18 protein-coding genes are annotated in these 19759 nt (G+C 50.7%); 7 read left to right on the top strand and 11 right to left on the bottom strand.

Annotated elements, in window-relative coordinates; translation table 11 throughout:
* The first annotated feature begins 104 nt into the window (after positions 1–104).
* Positions 105–644 (top strand): REP-associated tyrosine transposase, encoded by a 540-nt coding sequence (locus ACW73I_RS19585; RefSeq protein WP_458031144.1) that lies wholly within the window; start codon positions 105–107, stop codon positions 642–644.
* 112 nt (positions 645–756) lie between these two features.
* Here the strand turns inward: ACW73I_RS19585 and rpsI are convergent, their stop codons facing one another.
* The 8 genes from rpsI to def form a co-directional block, all read right to left on the bottom strand.
* Positions 757–1146: a 30S ribosomal protein S9 gene (rpsI, locus tag ACW73I_RS19590; protein ID WP_458031146.1), complete on the bottom strand. Its 390-nt coding sequence runs from the start codon at positions 1144–1146 to the stop codon at positions 757–759.
* A gap of 15 nt (positions 1147–1161) precedes the next feature.
* Positions 1162–1590 carry a 50S ribosomal protein L13 gene (gene rplM, locus ACW73I_RS19595; protein ID WP_458031148.1) on the bottom strand — a complete coding sequence of 143 codons (429 nt, stop codon included), beginning with the start codon at positions 1588–1590 and terminating at the stop codon, positions 1162–1164.
* 75 nt (positions 1591–1665) lie between these two features.
* Positions 1666–3027 (bottom strand): sigma-54-dependent transcriptional regulator, encoded by a 1362-nt coding sequence (locus ACW73I_RS19600; protein WP_458031149.1) that lies wholly within the window; start codon positions 3025–3027, stop codon positions 1666–1668.
* On the bottom strand, positions 3024–5180 hold the full coding sequence (locus tag ACW73I_RS19605; RefSeq protein ID WP_458031151.1) for an ATP-binding protein: 2157 nt from the start codon (positions 5178–5180) through the stop codon (positions 3024–3026). Before ACW73I_RS19605 ends, ACW73I_RS19600 begins: the two co-directional genes overlap by 4 nt.
* Positions 5162–5725 carry a DUF4390 domain-containing protein gene (locus ACW73I_RS19610; RefSeq protein ID WP_458031153.1) on the bottom strand — a complete coding sequence of 188 codons (564 nt, stop codon included), beginning with the start codon at positions 5723–5725 and terminating at the stop codon, positions 5162–5164. The genes ACW73I_RS19605 and ACW73I_RS19610 overlap by 19 nt, the downstream gene beginning before the upstream one ends.
* Entirely contained in the window at positions 5700–6995 is a 1296-nt protein-coding gene (rsmB, locus tag ACW73I_RS19615) for a 16S rRNA (cytosine(967)-C(5))-methyltransferase RsmB (RefSeq protein ID WP_458031155.1), read from the bottom strand. The genes ACW73I_RS19610 and rsmB overlap by 26 nt, the downstream gene beginning before the upstream one ends.
* On the bottom strand, positions 6992–7918 hold the full coding sequence (fmt, locus tag ACW73I_RS19620; protein ID WP_458031156.1) for a methionyl-tRNA formyltransferase: 927 nt from the start codon (positions 7916–7918) through the stop codon (positions 6992–6994). Before fmt ends, rsmB begins: the two co-directional genes overlap by 4 nt.
* 14 nt (positions 7919–7932) lie before the next feature.
* Positions 7933–8439: a peptide deformylase gene (gene def, locus ACW73I_RS19625; RefSeq protein ID WP_458031158.1), complete on the bottom strand. Its 507-nt coding sequence runs from the start codon at positions 8437–8439 to the stop codon at positions 7933–7935.
* A gap of 193 nt (positions 8440–8632) precedes the next feature.
* On the opposite strand from def, the gene gap reads away from it, so the two are divergent.
* Positions 8633–9646: a type I glyceraldehyde-3-phosphate dehydrogenase gene (gap, locus tag ACW73I_RS19630; RefSeq protein WP_458031160.1), complete on the top strand. Its 1014-nt coding sequence runs from the start codon at positions 8633–8635 to the stop codon at positions 9644–9646.
* A 9-nt stretch (positions 9647–9655) separates the two neighbouring features.
* Complete coding sequence (pyk, locus tag ACW73I_RS19635) at positions 9656–11092, top strand: pyruvate kinase (protein WP_458031162.1); 1437 nt, start codon at positions 9656–9658, stop codon at positions 11090–11092.
* 276 nt (positions 11093–11368) lie between these two features.
* On the opposite strand, the gene ACW73I_RS19640 is transcribed toward pyk, so the two are convergent.
* Together ACW73I_RS19640 and uvrD are read right to left on the bottom strand one after the other, a co-directional pair.
* Entirely contained in the window at positions 11369–12607 is a 1239-nt protein-coding gene (locus ACW73I_RS19640) for a ComEA family DNA-binding protein (protein WP_458031163.1), read from the bottom strand.
* A gap of 843 nt (positions 12608–13450) precedes the next feature.
* Complete coding sequence (uvrD, locus tag ACW73I_RS19645; protein WP_458031164.1) at positions 13451–15619, bottom strand: DNA helicase II; 2169 nt, start codon at positions 15617–15619, stop codon at positions 13451–13453.
* 102 nt (positions 15620–15721) lie between these two features.
* Between uvrD and ACW73I_RS19650 the strand changes: the two genes are divergently transcribed.
* Positions 15722–16003, top strand: a complete 282-nt coding sequence (locus ACW73I_RS19650) for a YgaP family membrane protein (protein ID WP_458031166.1) — start codon at positions 15722–15724, stop codon at positions 16001–16003.
* A 51-nt stretch (positions 16004–16054) separates the two neighbouring features.
* On the opposite strand, the gene ACW73I_RS19655 is transcribed toward ACW73I_RS19650, so the two are convergent.
* Positions 16055–16507 carry an FxsA family protein gene (locus ACW73I_RS19655; RefSeq protein ID WP_458031167.1) on the bottom strand — a complete coding sequence of 151 codons (453 nt, stop codon included), beginning with the start codon at positions 16505–16507 and terminating at the stop codon, positions 16055–16057.
* 164 nt (positions 16508–16671) lie between these two features.
* Here ACW73I_RS19655 and cutA point away from each other — a divergent pair, with 164 nt between their 5' ends.
* From cutA to ACW73I_RS19670, 3 genes are read left to right on the top strand one after another with little or no spacing between them, the layout of a single operon-like run.
* Positions 16672–16989: a divalent-cation tolerance protein CutA gene (cutA, locus tag ACW73I_RS19660; RefSeq protein WP_458031168.1), complete on the top strand. Its 318-nt coding sequence runs from the start codon at positions 16672–16674 to the stop codon at positions 16987–16989.
* Positions 16971–19190: a protein-disulfide reductase DsbD gene (gene dsbD, locus ACW73I_RS19665; protein WP_458031170.1), complete on the top strand. Its 2220-nt coding sequence runs from the start codon at positions 16971–16973 to the stop codon at positions 19188–19190. The genes cutA and dsbD overlap by 19 nt, the downstream gene beginning before the upstream one ends.
* On the top strand, positions 19187–19711 hold the full coding sequence (locus ACW73I_RS19670; RefSeq protein WP_458031171.1) for a TlpA family protein disulfide reductase: 525 nt from the start codon (positions 19187–19189) through the stop codon (positions 19709–19711). Before dsbD ends, ACW73I_RS19670 begins: the two co-directional genes overlap by 4 nt.
* Positions 19712–19759 lie beyond the last annotated feature (48 nt).

Here is a 19759-nt window from a genome sequence, read left to right on the forward strand (position 1 = left end):
GCTTTATAAGTTAATCTAGCGGCTGGCTCAGCGAATCAATGCGGATTGCGGGGGCGATAAAATCAACAGCCTGTTAGCTTTTTTAGAAGGAATGGGATGTCACCATGGAAATGAAGCACCGCTTGCATCATCCTCCACATATCTTTCACGACGAAACCGTTTATTTTCTGACTGCGGCAATTTACAAGAAGCGCCCATTGCTGCAATCGGCAGGGGTGAAATGGTATCTGCTGGAGTTGATCGAAAACACATTAAACGAGTTTGCTTGGGAGCTTATGCATTGGGTGATTTTGGATAACCATTACCATCTTCTGATAAAAAGTGCTCAAGGCTGCGATCTTTCACGGATTTTCAGAAAGATACACGGCGTTGGCGGCTTTTATATCAAACAAGCTACGCAGGCCGAAAGACCGATTTGGTGGAATTACTGGGATTATTGTCCGCGGGACGAGGCCGATTACTTCAAGCATTTGAATTATTTGTTTAACAATCCGGTTAAGCATGGCTATGTCACAGACTTGAACGATTATCCGTTTTCAAGTTTTCATCGGTATTTTGCCGAACAAGGCAGAGACGGGCTGGTGAAGCAGTTTAAAAAGTATGGCGGCTATCAGGAATTGGAATTTGTCGAAGACGACTTTTAGGAGTGCAATGGCTTTAGCCATTGCTTTTTAAAAATAGCTGAAGCTATTTTATTCCGTTTGGAAAATAAAAAAGCCGCTGAAAAGCGGCTTTTTTGCGTCCCGTGTAAAACGATTAACGTTTCGAGTATTGAGGACGTTTTCTCGCTTTATGCAAGCCGACTTTTTTGCGTTCGACGACACGGGCATCGCGAGTGACATAGCCTGCTTTTCTTAAAGGCGAGCGGCTGGTTTCGTCGAATTCGATCAATGCGCGAGCCAAGCCGTGACGGATCGCGCCGGCTTGGCCGGATGGGCCGCCGCCGGTGACGACGATGTTGACGTCGAATTCGCCGGTTTTTTCCAGCAGTTCCAGCGGTTGTTTGGCGATCATTTCGTCGGTTTTGCGGCCGAAGTATTCTTCGATAGGACGGTTGTTGATAGTGAATTTACCGGAGCCGATGCTCGCGTATACGCGTGCTACAGAGCTTTTGCGGCGACCGGTCCCATAGTATTGAGCTGCCATAAGCGAGGTACCTATTTAGAATTCCAAAACTTTAGGTTGCTGAGCTTGATGGTTGTGCTCCGAACCTGCGTAGATTTTTAATTTTTTGAACATCGCCCGGCCTAATGGATTTTTAGGCAGCATGCCTTGCACGGCGGTGCTGATGATGCGATCGGGAAAGGTTTGTCTCAGTTTGCCTAAGGAGGCTGACTTCATGTTGCCGACATAGCCGGTATGGCGGTAATACATTTTGTCGGTTTCTTTGTTGCCGGTGACGCCTATTTTTTCGGCGTTGACGACGATGATGTAATCGCCGGTATCAACATGGGGCGTATATTCCGGTTTATGTTTGCCGCGAAGACGACGTGCAATTTCAGTAGCAAGGCGACCTAGCGTCTTTCCTTCTGCATCAATCACGTACCAATCGCGCTTCACTTCTGCGGGCTTTGCACTAAATGTTTTCATCTTTGCTTCTTAGTCTGTTAAGGCTATATAAAGACCGGCCATTTTACTTAAAGCGGCAGCCGACTTCAAGTCGATTTAAAGTTTAATTTTTAGCGAATGCAATTTCCGGTATAAGTGAGTGCGCTCCATTCCGATAGCGGCAGCCAGTTTGGCGACGCTGCCACCGTTTTTCTCGAAATGATATTCCAAATAAGACTTTTCGAAATGGTCGCGCGCTTCCTTGAGCGGCAGATTGAAAAATTCCGGGACGTTAGAGCCCAATTTGGGTTGTTCGGCAATCGAGCCTAGCGCCGTTTTGACTTCGTCGAGTTCAATGTCGTCGCCGGCACCGAGTATCATCAGGCGCTGAACCAAATTGCGCAATTCGCGCACGTTGCCGGGCCAGCTATAGTTGCGCAAATAATTTTGTGCGGCCATCGAAAAACGCCTAAACGGCAGTTTTTCGTGTATGACGAAATGATCGACATAAAAGTTAAGCAGGCTCGGTACGTCTTCGCTGTGATCCCGCAATGGATCTACGGCTAATGTCACTTCGTTTAGTAGATAATAAAGGTCCTGACGGAAGCGGTTTTGGTTGACTTCTTCTTCGAGTGCCATACGGGACGAAGCAACGACGCGGACGTCGACGCGTACCGTTTGGCTGCCGGCCACCCTCAAGAACGAGCTGGATTCCAAGGCGCTCAACAAACGTGCTTGTGTTTCCGGATCCATGCCGCCTATTTCGCCGAGAAACAAGGTTCCTCTATCGGCTTGTTCAAGCAAGCCTCGATAAATCCTGCCGCCGTCCTCACGGCCGAAAAATTCGACAGCGGCATTTTCCGGAGCGATGCTGCCGACCGAGACATCGACGAAAGGACCGTCGCGGCGAGGGCTGTGGCTATGCAGATACCGGGCAAACAGCTCCTTACCCACGCCGGCTTCGCCGACAAATAGCACGCGAGTGTCGTGTTGCGCCAGGCGCTTAACCTTGTCTTTGGTGCGTTCTATGACGGCGCTTTTGCCAACCGGAGCGACGCTTATCATCAGCTGCTGCTTCAATCCGGCATTTTCGCGCTGCAACGAGCTGGTTTCCAAGGCGCGTTCGACAATCAACAGCAGCTTCGCCATCGACAGCGGTTTTTCCAGAAAATCGTACGCGCCCAGGCGAGTCGCTTCTACGGCGGATTCCACAGAGCCGTGTCCGGACATCATGATGACCGGGCACAACACTTCGTCTTCCGCGACCCATTCCCGCAGCAAGGTTATGCCGTCACAGTCGGGCATCCAGATATCCAATAAAATCAGCTGGGGTTCGCGTTCGCTCTTGAGTTTTTTGGCTTCAGCGGCATTTTCGGCCATGGCGACTTCATAACCTTCATCCTCGAGTATTTCCGAAACCAATTGACGAATATCTTGTTCGTCATCGACGACCAGTATGTAAGGCGCTTGCTTGTTCATTCACTGTTTCCAAATTCAAAAACCGGTAGCTGGATGACAAAACCAGCACCTTCATTATAAGCGGTATCCACCCAAATCGCGCCGCCATGTTCTTCGATAATTTTTTTAACAATGGCTAGCCCGAGGCCGGTACCTTTGGCTTTTGTCGTGACATAAGGTTCAAATAAGGTTTCGATTTGGTCGGCTCGTAGGCCGCTGCCGTTGTCGTAGACGCCCAATTCGACGTATTCGGCGTTGTTACGCACGGCTTTGCCGATTTTAATTTCGATATGGCATGGTCCCGTGGTGGCTTCCTGGGCGTTCTTGATGAGATTGTGCAGGACCTGGCGGATGCTGACCGGATCGGCTTCGATAATGACGCGATCGGTGGACAAGGAGAGGTCGAATTGAATGCCGACAGGCTGATATAAGGAAAGGATTTCTTGTATCAGGTCGATTAAATTGATCTGTTCCACTTGTTTCTTAGAGGGGCGGGCGTATTCGGAAAAGTCGTCCACCATGTGTTTCATCGCTTCTACCTGCTGGACAATGGTGCGGGTGCCGCGCTGCAAAAACTCCGAAGATTTATCCGACAACTCTTTGGAGAGCTTATGTTGCAGGCGTTCGGCCGAGAGCTGAATAGGCGTTAGCGGGTTCTTGATTTCGTGAGCCAGGCGGCGCGCGACCTCGCCCCAAGCCGCATTTTTCTGAGCCTGGATCAAGTCGGTAACGTCGTCAAATACGACGACGGCACCCATGCGCTTGCCGTCTTGTTGAAACAACGGCGTGCCGCGGCATAATAATTCCTGGCGGCCGCTGGGGCCCAAGAACACGATGCGCTGCTCCCAAATGTCGTCGGCCGTTTCCAATAGGTGTTCGATGGTTCCAAGCACATCGGTTAATTCATTGTTCCGTTTTGCCAGGTTCGGTAAGGTTTGGCCGACAAAACGGCTGACCGGCATGTGTAAAATGCGGTAGGCGGCTTGGTTGGCGGTTCGAATGCGGAATGAAGCGTCGAAACTAATGACGCCTGCGGTCAAGTTGGCCAAAATGGTTTCCAAATAGGCGCGCTGGTTTTCTACTTCCAGGCCGGCCGCTCGAGTTTCCGCCTGAGATTGCGCGATACGTTTTGTCATCAGGTTGAACGATTCGACCAAAAAACCGAGATCATCCTGGTTCATGACCGGCAGCTCTTGTTTGTAGTCGCCGTCGGCAACGGCTTGTGTGCCTTTCACTAGTTCTTTTACGGGAGCGACGATGTTGCGGATGCTGATAAAAGCCACCCAGATCGCCGCCAGCAGGCTCAGTAGCAATACCAACAGCAAGATCAGCGAAAAGCTGGTTTTGAGCGAATTGCGTAAAAAGGTCATTTGCTGGTAGCGGATAAAGGCAAACTCGATTGAGTCGGCCAAGTCGGTCACGCGTACCGGGACGGGGTATAGCACTTGTAAAAAACGGCGTTGATCCCGGTCTATCGGTAAGATGATCCGAACCATCATTTCATCGTTATCACCCGGATCGAATGCGTAATATTCCTTGTTTTGTTTGAGCTGCAACCAGATTTGTTCGTCCGGCATGTGCGGCAGAATCTCGGAGGGATTGGCGCTGCTGGAGGCTAAGATTCGACCCGTACTGGAAAAGGCGGCGATTTCCATGGCACCTGATTCCGCCCATAAGGTACCTATTTCAAGTGCGATCAGCGTATCCGATTTGTCTTCCAGCTGAGCGGCGAGTTGCCGCGTTTGTTTAATATGCCAAGTCATACGTTGCGCCAGAGAAGACTGGCTGAGTTCCAGCGCGTCGTCCATCGCACGGTCGACTTCGACATTAAACCAGCTGTCGATGCCTTGATGCAGGAATTGCACGGAAAAATAAAACACTATCGCCGCAGGCGCCAACGCGAGTAATACGAATAACGATATCATCCGGGTAGTTAGCCGCGACCCCGCTTCCTTTTTTTTCAACTCCCGTATCAAGGAATAGGCATTCACTACAACCAGCACTAATAGCGTGATGGAGCCTAAGGTATTGATCACCAACAACCAGGAATGCATCTCGCTGAGCTGGGAAGACTCCTGAGTTGAACTGCTCATCAACTGCAATGACAGCAGGATGAAGCCAAACAGTGCTAGGATCGAGGCGCTAGCCGGAAGTTTTATTTTCGAATCGGGCATAAATACCAGTCACTGGACAGATACCATTGTGAATCAAGATAAGTGAAAGGGCGGAGCGGTACCGGCAGCGATTCGCGATCGAATTGACATTTGACTGCCAATACGTGCCGTCGGCCGGACCGAAAGATGTCCGCCGGAATCGGCTTAGTGTCGCGTAGATTGGATAAGAAACTTAAGGCCGCGTTTAATGTTAAGAACATTTCGCTCTGCTTATTCGGCGTCACCACTTCGTATTGGTTCAGCAACGCGTGAAATTGCAAGCAATAAGGGAGTTCCAGAGAGTAGATGTTACTGTCCCAAATTCGGCCGATTTCGCGGATTTCCACCAATACGATCCACGTTAGCGCTACGCCTTTATGCAAGGCTTCCTTAGCCGTAGGGCTGAGCCGGTACTTGATTTTTGCTTGGACGCGTAAGTTTTGGCCGTTGTCGACCAGGTCGGCGCGCTGGATCTGAGCGGAGAATACGTCTGCAAGACTGCATAAAGGCCAAAAAAAAAGGAAAACCAATAAGACCGGACTAACCGTTCTTGCCAAGTTTGGCATAGTAAAAGCCATCCATTCGTAAATTGCCGGTCAGAATCTGCCTGCCATGCGGCCGCTTTAATCCCCAGTCAGCCGTTATCGGTAGCTCGACAGCATCGGCGTGCTGCTGCAAAAAACGGTCTATTTGGTATTCGTTCTCCTGTTTCAACACCGAGCAGGTGGCGTACAGCAAGACGCCGCCCGGTTTCAATGATGTCCAGGCGGCATCAAGGATTTTGGTTTGCAAAGTCTGCAAGGCGGCAATGTCGCTTATTCTACGCAACAGTTTGATGTCCGGGTGGCGGCGGATTACGCCGAAGCCTGAGCAGGGGGCATCGAGAAGAATGCGGTCGAACTGTTTGTGGTTGGCCCAGCTTTTTATTTGGCCGGCATCGGCAACCAATGTGTCGCCTGGCAAATGAAGTCGTTTCAATGTCTGGTTGACCCGCTGCAGGCGTTTTTCGTCTACGTCGACCGCCAGCATGGAAGCCGCTAGCGGCTGCCGTTCCAAAATCGCGGCCGTTTTTCCTCCCGGCGCCGCACACAGATCCAGCACATGATCTTTGGGCTGGACATCCAATAATATAGCCGCCAATTGCGCGGCAACATCTTGAACCGACACCCTGCCTTCGCTAAAGCCGGGCAGTTGTTCCACGGATAAGGCTTGGTCGAGAACGAGTGCGGATGAACAGTGGTCGACAGTTTGCGCGCTTATGCCTTGCTGGTTGAGTATGCCGAGATATTCGTCGCGGCTGTTTTGCAATAAATTGACGCGTAGTGCCATTGGGGGCGGCTGGTCGTTCGCCGCCAGTATTTGTCCGAATTGTTCCGGCCAATTCTGTTTGAGCAGTTTGATGATCCATGCCGGGTGGTTAAAGGCGGACTCTTCGTTGGTATTGCATGCTAGTTGCAGATTTTCGGCTTGGCGTAAAAAATTTCTGAGCACGGCGTTGACCAGCGACTTCGCCCATGGTTTGTGCTTTGTTGCGGCTACGGTTTCCGACACGGCGGCGTGCGGTTTTACGCGCATGTACTGCAATTGGTAAAGGCCTATTAACAGCAAGGCTTGAATATCGCCGTCTTTTTGCTTTAGCGGCTTATTAAGCAACTGCCGCAGGATGTGGTTCAATGCGAAATAGTGCCTGATTACGCCGTAGCACATGGCTTGTACGAAGGCGCGATCTTGCGGATTGTGAATTTTAGCGAGGTGGTTATCCAGCGCGGCCGTCAATGATTGGCCGTCGCTAATGACATGCGCCAGAATTCGGGCGGCATAACCGCGCAGGTTCATAGGCCTAACTTGACGCCGTCTGCAGCGTGGGCGTTCAGAAAATCCTTGCCTGCGATACGTTTGCCTCCTGGCATCTGAACCTCCAACAGCCGGATCACGCCGTCTCCGGTGGCTACATCCAAGGTATGCTGTCCGGTATCGATCGTGCCGGGTTCGGCGCTTAGGCTGCGATCGGTCAAGGCGCTGTTCCACACTCTAAGAACCTCCCCTTTGAATCGAGTCTGAGCGACCGGCCAGGCGTTTAAGCCGCGAATCTTTCGGTCCAATTCGACGGCTGATAGCTTCCAATCCAGCACGGCTTCTTGCTTTTCCAATTTATGCGCGTAGGTAACCAAGGCCTCGTCCTGAGGCTCCGGACGAACGTCGCCATTTTGATACTGTTCGACCACTCGTATTAATGCCTCGGCCCCCATTTCGGCCAAGCGGTCGTGCAGGGCGCTAGAGGTGTCGTTTTTCGAAATCGGGCATTCGACTTTCAATAACATATCGCCGGCATCGAGTTTTTTGACGACTTTCATGATGGTGACGCCGGTTTTTTCGTCGCCGGCCATCAGCGCTCGGTGTATTGGCGCCGCTCCGCGCCAACGCGGCAATAGGGAGCCATGAATGTTGATACAAGCTAAGCGGGGAGCGTCGATTACGGCTTGAGGCAGAATTAATCCGTAAGCGACTACGACCATCAAATCCGCGTCCATTGATTGTAATTGCGATAACGCTTCCGGGGCTTTGAAGTTTTCCGGCTGAAAAACCGGAATTTGATTGGCGAGAGCCAGTTGCTTGATTGGGCTGGCCGTCAGCTTGCGGCCTCTTCCGGCCGGGCGGTCCGGTTGCGTATAGACGGCGCAAACCTCATAAGGCGAATCCAGCAAAGCCCTGAGCGTTGGTACGGCAAATTCCGGTGTGCCGGCAAAAACGATTTTCATGGCTATTCTCGTCTTTAATGGTCTTGTTGCCGGTGGATTTTTTCCAATTTATTTTTGATGCGGTTGCGCTTGAAAGGCGATAAATAATCCACGAAAAGTTTTCCTTGCAGATGATCCATTTCATGCTGAATGCAGACGGCTAATAGACCGTCTGCTTCCATTTCAAAGCTTTCGCCGTCGCGGCTTAAGGCCTTTATTTTGATTTGTTCCGCCCGAGTCACCTTTTCAAAAAAGCCGGGTACGGACAGACAACCTTCTTCCGATTCCTCGGTGCCGCATTTTTCAACGATTTTCGGATTGATTAAGCAAATGGGTTCGTTTTTCTCTTCGCTAATGTCCATCACGATGACACGTTTATGTACGTTGATCTGGGTGGCGGCCAATCCGATACCCTTTGCGGCGTACATGGTCTCTAACATGTCGTCTACTAGGGTTTTAATGCTGTTATCGACTTGGTTGACTTCCTCGGCCACGGTGCGTAACCGTTTATCGGGAAATTCCAGAATCGTTAAGATACTCACTCAATGCTCCGCTAAAAAATGTAATTCGCTGATTTTATCCGGTTTTACCGGAATCTGAAACCAAAGGCTGAAATTTAACTTTGTCCGTCTGGACGCTATAAAGCGCTATTTGCTACAATTTAGACTATTTTTGGCGCTGCTAGTGCCAAATTGTTTACCCAGGTCTTTTACCCTTTATCCCGGAGAACACTTTATGGCAATTAAAGTTGCAATTAACGGTTATGGTCGTATCGGTCGCAATGTCATGCGCGCGCTATACGAATCTGGACGTACCAATGAAATTCAAGTCGTGGCTATCAACGATCTGGGCGACTCCAAAACCAACGCTCATTTAACCAAATATGACACTGTACACGGCAAGTTCCCGTTCGAAGTTTCTGTAGACGGTGACTATATCGTCATCAATGGCGACAAAATTCGCGTTTTTGCTGAAAGAGATCCTGCAAAACTGCCTTGGGGCGAACTGGGTGTCGACGTGGTACACGAATGTACCGGCTTTTTTACCAGCAAGGAGAAGGCGTCCGCCCATTTACAAGCCGGTGCAAAAAAAGTCATCATTTCCGCTCCCGGCGGCAAAGACGTCGATGCAACCATCGTATACGGCGTAAATCACCAAACTTTGAAAGCGTCCGACACTGTTATCTCCAACGCTTCTTGCACCACCAACTGTTTGGCTCCCTTGGTAAAACCATTAATGGACAGCATTGGCGTCGACCACGGTTTGATGACCACTATCCATGCTTATACCAATGACCAAGTGCTGACCGACGTTTATCATAGCGACTTGCGCCGTGCCCGCTCCGCAACCCAATCGATGATACCGACTAAAACCGGCGCGGCGGCGGCGGTCGGTTTGGTGTTGCCGGAAATGATGGGTAAATTGGACGGTTTCGCGATGCGTGTACCGACCATCAACGTTTCAGTCGTGGATTTAAGCTTCCAAGCGTCTCGCGACACAAGCAAGGAAGAAATCGACAGCGTACTGAAAGCGGCCGCCGAAGGCCCATTAAAAGGCATATTGGCATACAACGACGAGCCGCTGGTCTCTATGGACTTCAACCACAATCCGCACTCTTCGATTTATGAATCCACGTTGACCAAAGTGACTGCCGGCAACTTCGTAAAAGTCTTGTCGTGGTACGACAACGAATGGGGTTTCTCGAACCGCATGTTGGACACCACCGTTGCTCTGTTCAACGCCAAATAAAGGAATTACATGCTTTTAAGAAGAACCAAAATCTTGGCTACGCTGGGACCTGCCACGGATAAGCCGGGGGTCCTGGAGGAATTGTTCCGGGCAGGCATCGACGTAGTTAGGTTGAACTTCTCTCACGGTTCGGCACAGGATCATATAGACCGCGCTAACCGCGTTCGCGAGTTGAGCAAAAAAACCGGCCGCAGGGTCGGAATTTTGGCCGATCTGCAAGGTCCGAAAATCCGCATCGAACGCTTTAAGGAAAACAAAGTCTGGCTGGAAGAAGGCCAGGCTTTCGCTTTGGACATCAATTTGGGCAAATTTGACGGCGACAACACACAGGTCGGTATCAGTTACGAGCCGTTAGCCCGCGAAGTCAAAGCCGGCACTCGCTTGCTGCTGGACGATGGTCGCGTCGTGTTGGACGTTGTCGATGTGGAAAATAATACGCGTGTTAATACCACTGTTGTAGTTGGCGGCGATCTGTCCAACAATAAAGGCATTAACCTGTTGGGCGGTGGTTTGTCTGCGGCGGCATTGACCGACAAAGATAAAGAAGACATCAAAACCATTGCCCAAATCAATTCCGATTATGTTGCGGTGTCCTTTCCTCGCACAGCCGAAGATTTGCATGAAGCCCGTCGTCTGCTTGAGGCCGAAGGCTGCTATGCGGGTATCGTTGCCAAAGTTGAACGTGCCGAAGCGATGGAAGTCCTCGATGAGATCATCCTGGCTTCCGATGCGATTATGGTGGCTCGCGGCGATTTAGGTGTGGAAATCGGTGACGCCAATCTACCGGCGGCGCAAAAACTCCTGATTAAGCGTTCGCGCGAATTGAATCGGGTTGTCATTACAGCGACGCAGATGATGGAATCCATGATCGAAAACCCGATTCCGACTCGTGCGGAAGTGTTTGACGTGGCTAACGCCATTGTCGACGGTACCGATGCGATCATGCTGTCGGCGGAAACCGCCTCAGGAAAGCATCCGGTCAAAACGGTACAAGCCATGGTGCGCATCTGCTTGGAAACGGAAAAACAACCTAGCGTGACGCAATCCATGCACCGCATGTCCGAAAGCTTCAATCGTATCGACGAAGCGATAGCGATGTCGGCCATGTATATGGCAAACCACACCGAGATCGCCGGTATTGCGTCTTTGACCGAGTCGGGTTCGACTCCGTTGTGGATGTCCAGAATCAGTTCCGATATTCCGATCTTTGCGTTTAGCAGTCAGGAGCGTACCCTGGGCCGGGTGACCCTGTATAAAGGCGTATTCCCAATTCCGTTTTCCAAGGAAAAGATGGAATCGCCCAGTGTGACCGAAAGCCTCATTAGCGCTTTGAAAAAGCGCGGCGTAGTGAAAGCCGGTGATGCATTGATTCGGACCAAAGGCGACTTAACCGGTGCTAGCGGCGGCACCAACTCGCTGAAAGTAATTACCGTTACCGACAATTAGTCAGTAAGCATCGTTCGACCATGAAGGGAGGCGCCGCGCGAGCGGCACCTCCTTTTTTGTGCCGCAAATTTGCAAAACCTGATTTCCGAGCAAGAGAGAACTGGGCTTGGTCCTGTTAAGATAGGGGCTGCGCGCAAGAGACGGCGGTTTGATTGACGAAAGCGAGCGGTATCGATTGTCGTGATCGGGCGATCGAAGACAAGTTCGTTTACGTGTTGGTGTTTATATTCAGTTGTTCGGCGCCCTAAGGCCAATCGGCAAATGTTGATCTTGCGTTTACAGCGAGAAAATTTTCCGTAACATGTTCAGTAGCCTGGGGCCGACTCCTTTGACGGTCAATACGTCATCGAAGGACTCGAAAGGCCGATTAGCCACAATGTTTTCGGCCGTTTTCTTCGATAACCCTTTAATCGATACAAGCTCGTCAAAGTCTGCGTGATTGATTGACGCGGCGCCTTCCTCGGTTTTGGCTTTTGACTCGTTGCCGAGAGATGGTGATGTTTCCATCGCTGATTTTACCGTTTCGGCGACAGGGTAAACGGCTTTCTTGTCCCCGCCAAAGCTTACGTTAATGACATTGCTCGTGTCTCTACGTCCGACCGCCGGTTTGGCTTCCGCTATGTAAGGTATTGCAAAGTTGATGAAATCCCGCGTTTCGTACGCGGTACCGCTCCATTCGCGCAGCATAAGTGCCAGGCACCAAGTGCCTTCGGGCGGTTCCTGAAAATCTAAATCCAAGCAAGCGGAGTGAATGGCATGTTGACCTTGAATTTCGCCTATGCGTGTGCCTGCTAAGCAAATTCCGTTGAATCCTTCGCCGCCATAAGGTTGCTTCAGAGCCCAAAGCTCTATCGATAACGTGCCGCTGATATTCCCGGTTGGACGTAAATTGGCCACTTCGCCTACATTGATCGTAATTTGATCTTCTTGTAAGGTATAGCCGCTCATACCGTTGATTCTTAGCTCGCTAGCCACGGGTCTGGTCATTTGTGATTGTATTGTGCATTCGTTTAACGATTGATTTCCGGCTTCGGCATCCGGTACGGTGACATTTCTGGTTTCTGTAAAGCTTACTGTAATTACGTTGTCCGATTCGGTCCGGGCGACAGCATGCTTGCCGCTCGCTAAGTACGGCGCGGAAAAGTTGACGAAATCGCGGGTTTCGTAAGCGGCGCCATTCCATTCGCGCAGCATAAGGGTCAGATTCCAAGTGCCTGCCGGCGGTTCGTGAAAGTTTAATTCGAAGTTGGGAGGATTGATAAAATGTTCTCCGTAAATTTCGCCGACTTGCGTTCCGGCTAAAGAGAAACCGTCAAAATATCCTCCTTCATAGGGTTGTTTGAGTGCCCATAATTCGATGGACAATGTTCCGCTAATCGTTCCTGCGTCGCGTTGATTGGATATTCCGCTTATATCGATATTAATTTTGTCGCCGTGTATGCTGTAGCCGCAACTTCCGTTTAGGCTGAGTTCGGTCACTACCGGTTCGGCGGTTTTGGGGGTTCTTGCATACATTGAAATGCTCCTCGGTTGAAAGTGTTAATTATATAGCCGTTCAAAAAATAATTAATATTTTTTTATATTTAAAAACCAGTTAAAACAATAGGTTATGCACCTTATGGGTGCGTCTGCACCTGATTTATGCATATTAATTATCTGGCTGTTTGATTAAGTTACTTAATGTTTTATTTTGGTGCATTAAATTAATGCGGTTATTAATCTGCTTATAATCAATGGCGGATTTACCTAGTATTTATCTGGTTTTGTTTGGGCAAGGAGCTGTGAGAATCGTTGTGTTTTTTTAGATCGACACAGCGGAAAAGTTGCGCGTGCGCCGCTGCTTGGGCGGCATTGAAAAATGGATATGCTCAACAAACCAAATTTGTTGAATGTGATAGCCGGAGGTTCGGCGTATCGGATGGTCTGATTTTTTCTGCATCGCAGCGTCGAGCCGCAGCAAAATATGCTTAGCATGTTTATTACGGCGGACCCTGTTTATGCGTAGCAAGTTGCCGAATGCTTTTAGCTGTCCTCTGGCGAGCGTATTAAATATAGACAGTTTTATATGACGCCTTTTTTGCCGTATAAGCCGCTGATTTGGCGTTTTGCATGCCTATAAGTTTGAAACGGGAAATCAAAAACGGAAGGAAAGTGCCGAGCGGCCGTTTCAATCGTCTGGCATAGGCCGTACACAACGATATCTCGACGCATGACGACTGATGCGGAGCGCACCGCTATCGCGACCGAACAAAACGTACCGAGCGCAACATAAAGGGCGCAATCCGGTGTTTTTGCTGGATTACGCCGTCTGGAATGTCTTGGGTTGCCGCATGAAGGCAAACGATTTTGCTGGTGAAACTAAATCGCTTCCAGCTTGGCATAGGCCAGCATCAGCCATTTAATGCCGGCATTGCGGAAGTTGATTTGCACTTTTTCCTGTTCGCCGTCGCCTTCCGTTTGCAAAACCACGCCTTCGCCGAACTTCTCGTGCCTGACATTCTGACCCATGCGGAAGCGGCCGGCCGACTGGGCGATGTTACCCAAAGTCGTATTGAACGACGCCGCAGGCCGTGAGACTTGGGCGCGTAAACGGATTTCCCGGATCACCTCCGGCGGAATCTCGCGCAGGAAACGCGACGGTCGGGGATAGTTGTCTTTGCCATATAGCCTGCGCGATTCGGCGTGGGTCAGATACAGTTGTTCCATCGCCCGGGTAATGCCGACATAACACAGACGGCGTTCCTCTTGCAGCCGGCCGGCATCGTCGGTAGCCTGCTGCGACGGAAACAGCCCCTCTTCCAAGCCGACCATGAACACCAGTTTGAACTCCAAGCCTTTGGCCGAATGCAGCGTCATCAACTGCACGCAGTCCTGGTCCGCTTCGGCTTGGGTTTCGCCGGCTTCCAAGGCGGCATGCGTAAGAAACAGGTCGATCTCGCCGAGGTTCTCTTCGTTCATGCCGTTGGCGTCGAATAGACGCGCGGCGTTGACCAGCTCTTCCAGGTTTTCGACCCGCGCTTCGCCTTTGTCCTGCTTTTCTTTTTTATAGAGTTCGATCAGGCCGCTCTGTTCGACAACCAGTTTGACGGCTTCGTGTAAGGGCTGTTCTTGAGTTTGGCTGCCGAGGCGTTCGATCAGGTGTAAAAAGCCTTTCAAGGCGTTGCCGGCGCGCGGCGGCAAGCGGTTTTCGTTCAGCATGTGCACGCTCGCCTGCCACAGCGGTAGATTGTGCTCGCGAGCCACGATACGGATGTCGTCCAGCGTTTTTGCGCCGATGCCGCGGGCGGGGACGTTAACGATTCGTTCGAAAGAGGCGTCGTCGTCGCGATGCGCGGACAGGCGCAAATAGGCCAGGGCGTTTTTAATCTCCATGCGTTCGAAGAAACGCAGGCCTCCGTAGACGCGATACGGCACGCCGGTCGTCATCAAGCGCTCTTCGAATTGGCGGGATTGGGCGTTCGAACGGTAAAGTATCGCTACATCGCTGCGCAGACCGCCGTCGCTGATCCATTGCCTGATTTTTTCGACGACGAAATAGGCTTCGTCCTGTTCGTTGAAGGCGGAATACAACGCAATCGGCTGGCCTTCGCCGGCGTCTGTCCACAGTTCCTTGCCCATCCTGGCTTCGTTGTTGGCGATCAGCGTATTGGCGGCTTTCAGAATATGCCCGGTCGATCGGTAATTCTGCTCCAAGCGCACGACCTGGTGGTCCGGGTAGTGTTTTTGGAAATTGAAAATGTTCTCGATTTTGGCGCCGCGCCAACCATAAATCGATTGATCGTCGTCGCCGACCACGAACAGGTTGTTGTTGCCTTCGGTCAAAAGGCGCAGCCAAGCGTATTGTATGGTGTTGGTGTCCTGAAATTCGTCGACGTGTACCTGCTGAAAACGCTGACGATAAAAATGCAGCAAATCTTCGTTGTCGCGCAGCAGTTCATGGGCGCGCAACAACAATTCGGCGAAGTCCACCAATCCGGAACGCTCGCAAGCGTCCTCGTAGGCCTTATAGATAGCCAACATCTGTCGCAGGTAAAGGTCGCCGCTTTCCTGCATGTGCCTGGCCCGGATGCCTTCTTCCTTTTGGCCGTTGATGAACCATTGCACCTGCTTGGGCGGCCATTTGCCTTCGTCGATATTCAGGTTTTTCAGTAGGCGCTTGATGACGCGAAGCTGGTCGTCGCTGTCCATGACCTGAAAATTAGCCGGCAATTTGGCTTGTTCGGCATGTTGGCGCAGCAAGCGGTGCGCCAAGCCGTGAAATGTGCCTATCCACATCGCGCGGGCGGAGACTTCGAGCAGGTGCTCGATGCGTTCGCGCATTTCGTTGGCGGCCTTGTTGGTGAAAGTCACCGCCAAAATATGGTAGGGCGAGATTTGCTTGATTTTGATTTGCCATGCAATGCGATGAACCAACACGCGCGTCTTGCCGCTGCCGGCGCCGGCCAATACCAGTACGGCCTGGTCCGGAGCGGACACGGCCAGCCGTTGAGCGTCGTTCAACGGCGCAATGATTGCTGAGACATCCATTTTTTATTTGCAGATTTTACTGAGCTGTGTATAGTTTCTGGCTCGTTAAAGGAAAGCCTTAAGTCAGGATAATAAAAACTATTAAATCAACGAGGGTTGGAAATGAATTTCGATTATAAACGCTTGGTTAAATTTGAGCACAACGTCGGCGCTAAAGATAAAAAAATTCGCATGACTGCGGGTATCATATTGTTGGCCATATCTTTGTTTACCGCGAACGTTCTTTTTTTGTTGGTAGGCTTGGTGTTGGTTGCCACCAGTTATTTCGGTTGGTGCCCGGCTTATTCCGGTTTCGGCAAAAATACGCTCGAGCCGGATGAAGCGGTTGTCGGCGCGGCTGCGGATACCGAGTCAGAGTCCGGTTCGGATTCCGACGGTCAATAAAAAATCGGCGAGCTGTCTGAATCCTGGATATCGACGGGATTCGGACAGCTTTCAAATGTCCTTGTCTTCTTTGCTGAATTCGCCTTCGATGATGTCGCGATCACGAGGCCGGGTTCGTTTGAATATGTTGCCGGATTCAGAAAGCAATAAATGGTGCTCGATGATGTATTGAGCAATTTTTCGGCGCAAGCTCGGAATTAAACAGGCAAATCCCATCGCATCGGTGAAAAAACCAGGTGTTAACAGCAGCGCACCGCCAACCAACAAAATCGGACCTTCTATCATTTCATAAGCCGGAATCATGCCTTGATTCAGATTGGCCTGGAAACGTTGCCAGGTAGCGAAGCCCTGGCGGCGTAATAGCCAGGCACCTAATGCCGCAGTAAATACCACCAGCAAGATCGTTGGAAATGCGCCTATCCAGCCACCGACCTTTAATAAGAAGTAAATTTCCAAGAAAGGAACGATCAGAAAAAATAAAAATAAGGTTTGAACAGTTCTCATAAGACGACTCGATCAATTTTGGCCACGGCTAATGCAATTTCATCGTAGTTTGCTCAGCCAAGAGTGACAGTTTAACTGATAACAGCGGCCCGATCAGCTTTAGGCGCAAATACGGGATTCCCGCCGTTATAACATTTGAACCGAATTTACGGGATAATAGCGCTATGTATCATCTGATTTATTGTACCTGTCCTAATCAAGAATCCGCCGAACGAATCGCAAGACAGTTGGTTTCCGCGAAACTCGCGGCTTGTGTGAATATTTTGCCCGGCGTCACATCCGTGTACGAATGGGACGGACAGATCGAAACCGCTCAGGAACATTTTTTGCTGATCAAAAGTCGGAAAGACCGCTATGCGGCTATCGAAGCTGCAATCAAAGCCAATCATACCTACGATATTCCGGAAATAATTGCCGTTGCGATCGACAACGGCTCGAACGACTATATGCAATGGATCGACTCATGCGTCTCTACCCACTGATTGTTTTTTGTCTGTTTACGCTTTTGGCCAAGCCCGTAGCGGCGTTGACCAGCGAGGATATTCTTCCCCCGGGTGAAGCTTTTAAATTGACGGTTACCGGGCAATCACGTCAGTTGCTTGAATTGAGCTGGCAAGTGGCGGAAGGCTATCATTTGTACCGGGATAAAATCAAAATCGAGTCGAAAACCGAATCCATTCAATTGGAGCAATTCGAACTACCGCCGGGGCTGCTGGAGCAAGACCCGATTTTCGGCGAATCGGTGGTTTACCGCGGTAATCCTAAAGTCAGCCTGCCGTTGATCAATCACGACAATCAGGCGCGGATTAAATTGTTCGTTAAATATCAGGGTTGTGCCGATATCGGTGTTTGCTACCCGCCGCAAAAAGTCTTGATGGACGTCGATTTGCCGGAAACCGCGATGCTGAATGCGCCGAATGCGGTTGATCAATTTTTCGGTAAATTAAAAAAATTGACGCCGAGCCTTTTCGATGACGAGTTGTTGCCGCCGGAACAAGCCTTCCAATTCTTTGCGACGCTTAAAGACGCGCAAACCATACACGTAAGCTGGATCATCGCCGACGGCTATTATCTTTATAAAGATAAATTGGCCTTGAGTATTGCTGAATCGGCCGATACGCGTTTGCCGGCTTTGCCTTTGCCTACCGGAGAAACCCATCTTGACGAAGAATTCGGCCGGGTCGAAATTTATCGACATGAATTGAGCCTGGATGTGCCGTTGATAAGGCAAAGTCGCGAGGCGGAAACGGTAGAACTGATCGCTAAGTTCCAAGGCTGTGCCGACCGAGGGGTTTGCTATCCGCCGATGACGAGTAAGGTGGCTTTGACAGTGCCGGAGGTCGATGCATTAACTCCGGTTGCGGAATCTAATCGGGAAGCCGAAGTATCCGAGCAAGACAGGATCGTCAATGCCTTGAAGCAAGACAGTATGGCTTTAACCTTGCTGAGTTTCTTCGGATTTGGTTTGCTCCTGGCGCATACGCCGTGCGTGTTTCCGATGATTCCGATTCTGTCCGGCATCATCGTCGGTCATGGGCATCAGATAGGCACGCGTAAAGCATTCCTGCTGTCAGCCAGTTTCGTATTGGCTTCGGCCTTGATGTACACCGTTTTCGGCATTTTGGCTGCTTTATTCGGCAGCAATCTGCAAGCGGCTTTCCAGGAACCGTGGGTCATCGCGACTTTCGCGGGTTTATTTGTGCTGTTGTCTTTGTCGATGTTCGGTTTTTATGATTTGCAGTTGCCGTCGGCATTGCAGTCAAAGTTGCATCATTCCAGCGACATGCACCGCGACGGCTCTTATTGGGGGGCCGGCATCATGGGCGCCTTATCGTCGCTGATCGTTGGTCCGTGTGTTGCGGCGCCGTTAGCGGCGGCCTTGATTTACATCGGACAGACCGGCGACGTGGTTTTGGGCGGATCGGCCTTATTCGTGATGGGATTGGGCATGGGCGTACCGTTATTGGTGGTCGGTGCATCCGCCGGCAAATTACTGCCCAAGGCCGGCGCATGGATGAATGCGATCAAGGCGGTATTCGGCGTCGTCATGCTGGCAGTAGCGGTTTGGATGTTATCGAGGATCTTGCCGCCTGTTGTTACGATGTTACTCACGGCGATGCTGTTGATCATTCCGGCCATTTATTTGAATGCCATCGAACCCTTGCCGCAACCGGCATCCGGTTGGAAGAAATTGTGGAAAGGAGTCGGGCTGATAATGCTGGTATTCGGAGTCATGCAACTCATCGGCTTGAGCGCTGGCAATACCAATCCGTTGCAACCTTTGGCCGGACTGGCGTCTGGAGAGTCGTCCCGTGCAGAGTCCGGTCTGCAATTTCAACGAATTCATACAATTAAAGATCTGGCGCAAATTTTGGAGCGGGCTAAAGTCGACAAGCAATGGGTGATGCTGGATTTTTACGCGGACTGGTGCGTGTCCTGTAAAGAAATGGAGACTTTCACCTTTACCGATCGCAAGGTGCAGCAGCATTTGAGCGGATTTGTATTGATACAAGCGGATGTGACCGAAAACAACGACGAAGACCAAGCCCTGTTAAAGCGTTTCAATTTGGTCGGACCGCCCGGCATCATCTTTTTCGACCCTGAAGGCAGGGAGCGCCAAAGTCAGCGGGTAATCGGCTATCAGGATCCGGCGGCCTTTCTGCAATCGTTGAAGCGTTTATGAAAAGTAACGGCTTGATTGCCTTGGTGGCGATATTGGCTTTGGCTGTCGGATTTATGCTGCAAAAGCATCATACCGGCAAGCCGGCCGTGTCGGCGCCTATCCCGTTGGATTTCAGCTTTCCTGATATAAACGGCCAGAGGCAGAGTGTAGCGCAATGGAAAGGCAAGATCTTGGTGCTTAATTTTTGGGCAAGCTGGTGTCCGCCATGTTTGAAGGAAATTCCCGAATTCATTCGCTGGCAACAGGAGTTAAAACCTCAGCAGGTGCAGTTTGTCGGTATTTCCCTCGATGATCAAAAGGCCGCCGCCAATTACCTGCAAACGATCAACATCAATTATCCGATACTGGTCGCCGGTGACGAAGGCGCCGGGTTAGCCCAACAACTGGGTAATATCATTAACACGGTGCCGTTTACCGTGATCGTTAATCAACAAGGACAGATCGTACATCGCCAACTTGGCGAGTTCAGCCGAGCCCAATTTTTAGAGGAGATTCGGCCCTTGCTTCGGTCAAATCCCTAAAAGTTACGGCAAATGCCTTAAAAAATTGGTTTGTCTGGACAAAAACCT

The organism is Methylomonas sp. MgM2, assembly GCF_054172045.1.

Bases quoted from the DNA above. Each gene is read 5' to 3' on its own strand.
- ACW73I_RS19585 (WP_458031144.1), top strand. From the start codon at position 105: ATGGAAATGAAGCACCGCTTGCATCATCCTCCACATATCTTTCACGAC.
- rpsI (WP_458031146.1), bottom strand. From the start codon at position 1,146: ATGGCAGCTCAATACTATGGGACCGGTCGCCGCAAAAGCTCTGTAGCA.
- rplM (WP_458031148.1), bottom strand. From the start codon at position 1,590: ATGAAAACATTTAGTGCAAAGCCCGCAGAAGTGAAGCGCGATTGGTAC.
- ACW73I_RS19600 (WP_458031149.1), bottom strand. From the start codon at position 3,027: ATGAACAAGCAAGCGCCTTACATACTGGTCGTCGATGACGAACAAGAT.
- ACW73I_RS19605 (WP_458031151.1), bottom strand. From the start codon at position 5,180: ATGCCCGATTCGAAAATAAAACTTCCGGCTAGCGCCTCGATCCTAGCA.
- ACW73I_RS19610 (WP_458031153.1), bottom strand. From the start codon at position 5,725: ATGCCAAACTTGGCAAGAACGGTTAGTCCGGTCTTATTGGTTTTCCTT.
- rsmB (WP_458031155.1), bottom strand. From the start codon at position 6,995: ATGAACCTGCGCGGTTATGCCGCCCGAATTCTGGCGCATGTCATTAGC.
- fmt (WP_458031156.1), bottom strand. From the start codon at position 7,918: ATGAAAATCGTTTTTGCCGGCACACCGGAATTTGCCGTACCAACGCTC.
- gap (WP_458031160.1), top strand. From the start codon at position 8,633: ATGGCAATTAAAGTTGCAATTAACGGTTATGGTCGTATCGGTCGCAAT.
- pyk (WP_458031162.1), top strand. From the start codon at position 9,656: ATGCTTTTAAGAAGAACCAAAATCTTGGCTACGCTGGGACCTGCCACG.
- ACW73I_RS19640 (WP_458031163.1), bottom strand. From the start codon at position 12,607: ATGTATGCAAGAACCCCCAAAACCGCCGAACCGGTAGTGACCGAACTC.
- uvrD (WP_458031164.1), bottom strand. From the start codon at position 15,619: ATGGATGTCTCAGCAATCATTGCGCCGTTGAACGACGCTCAACGGCTG.
- ACW73I_RS19650 (WP_458031166.1), top strand. From the start codon at position 15,722: ATGAATTTCGATTATAAACGCTTGGTTAAATTTGAGCACAACGTCGGC.
- ACW73I_RS19655 (WP_458031167.1), bottom strand. From the start codon at position 16,507: ATGAGAACTGTTCAAACCTTATTTTTATTTTTTCTGATCGTTCCTTTC.
- cutA (WP_458031168.1), top strand. From the start codon at position 16,672: ATGTATCATCTGATTTATTGTACCTGTCCTAATCAAGAATCCGCCGAA.
- dsbD (WP_458031170.1), top strand. From the start codon at position 16,971: ATGCGTCTCTACCCACTGATTGTTTTTTGTCTGTTTACGCTTTTGGCC.
- ACW73I_RS19670 (WP_458031171.1), top strand. From the start codon at position 19,187: ATGAAAAGTAACGGCTTGATTGCCTTGGTGGCGATATTGGCTTTGGCT.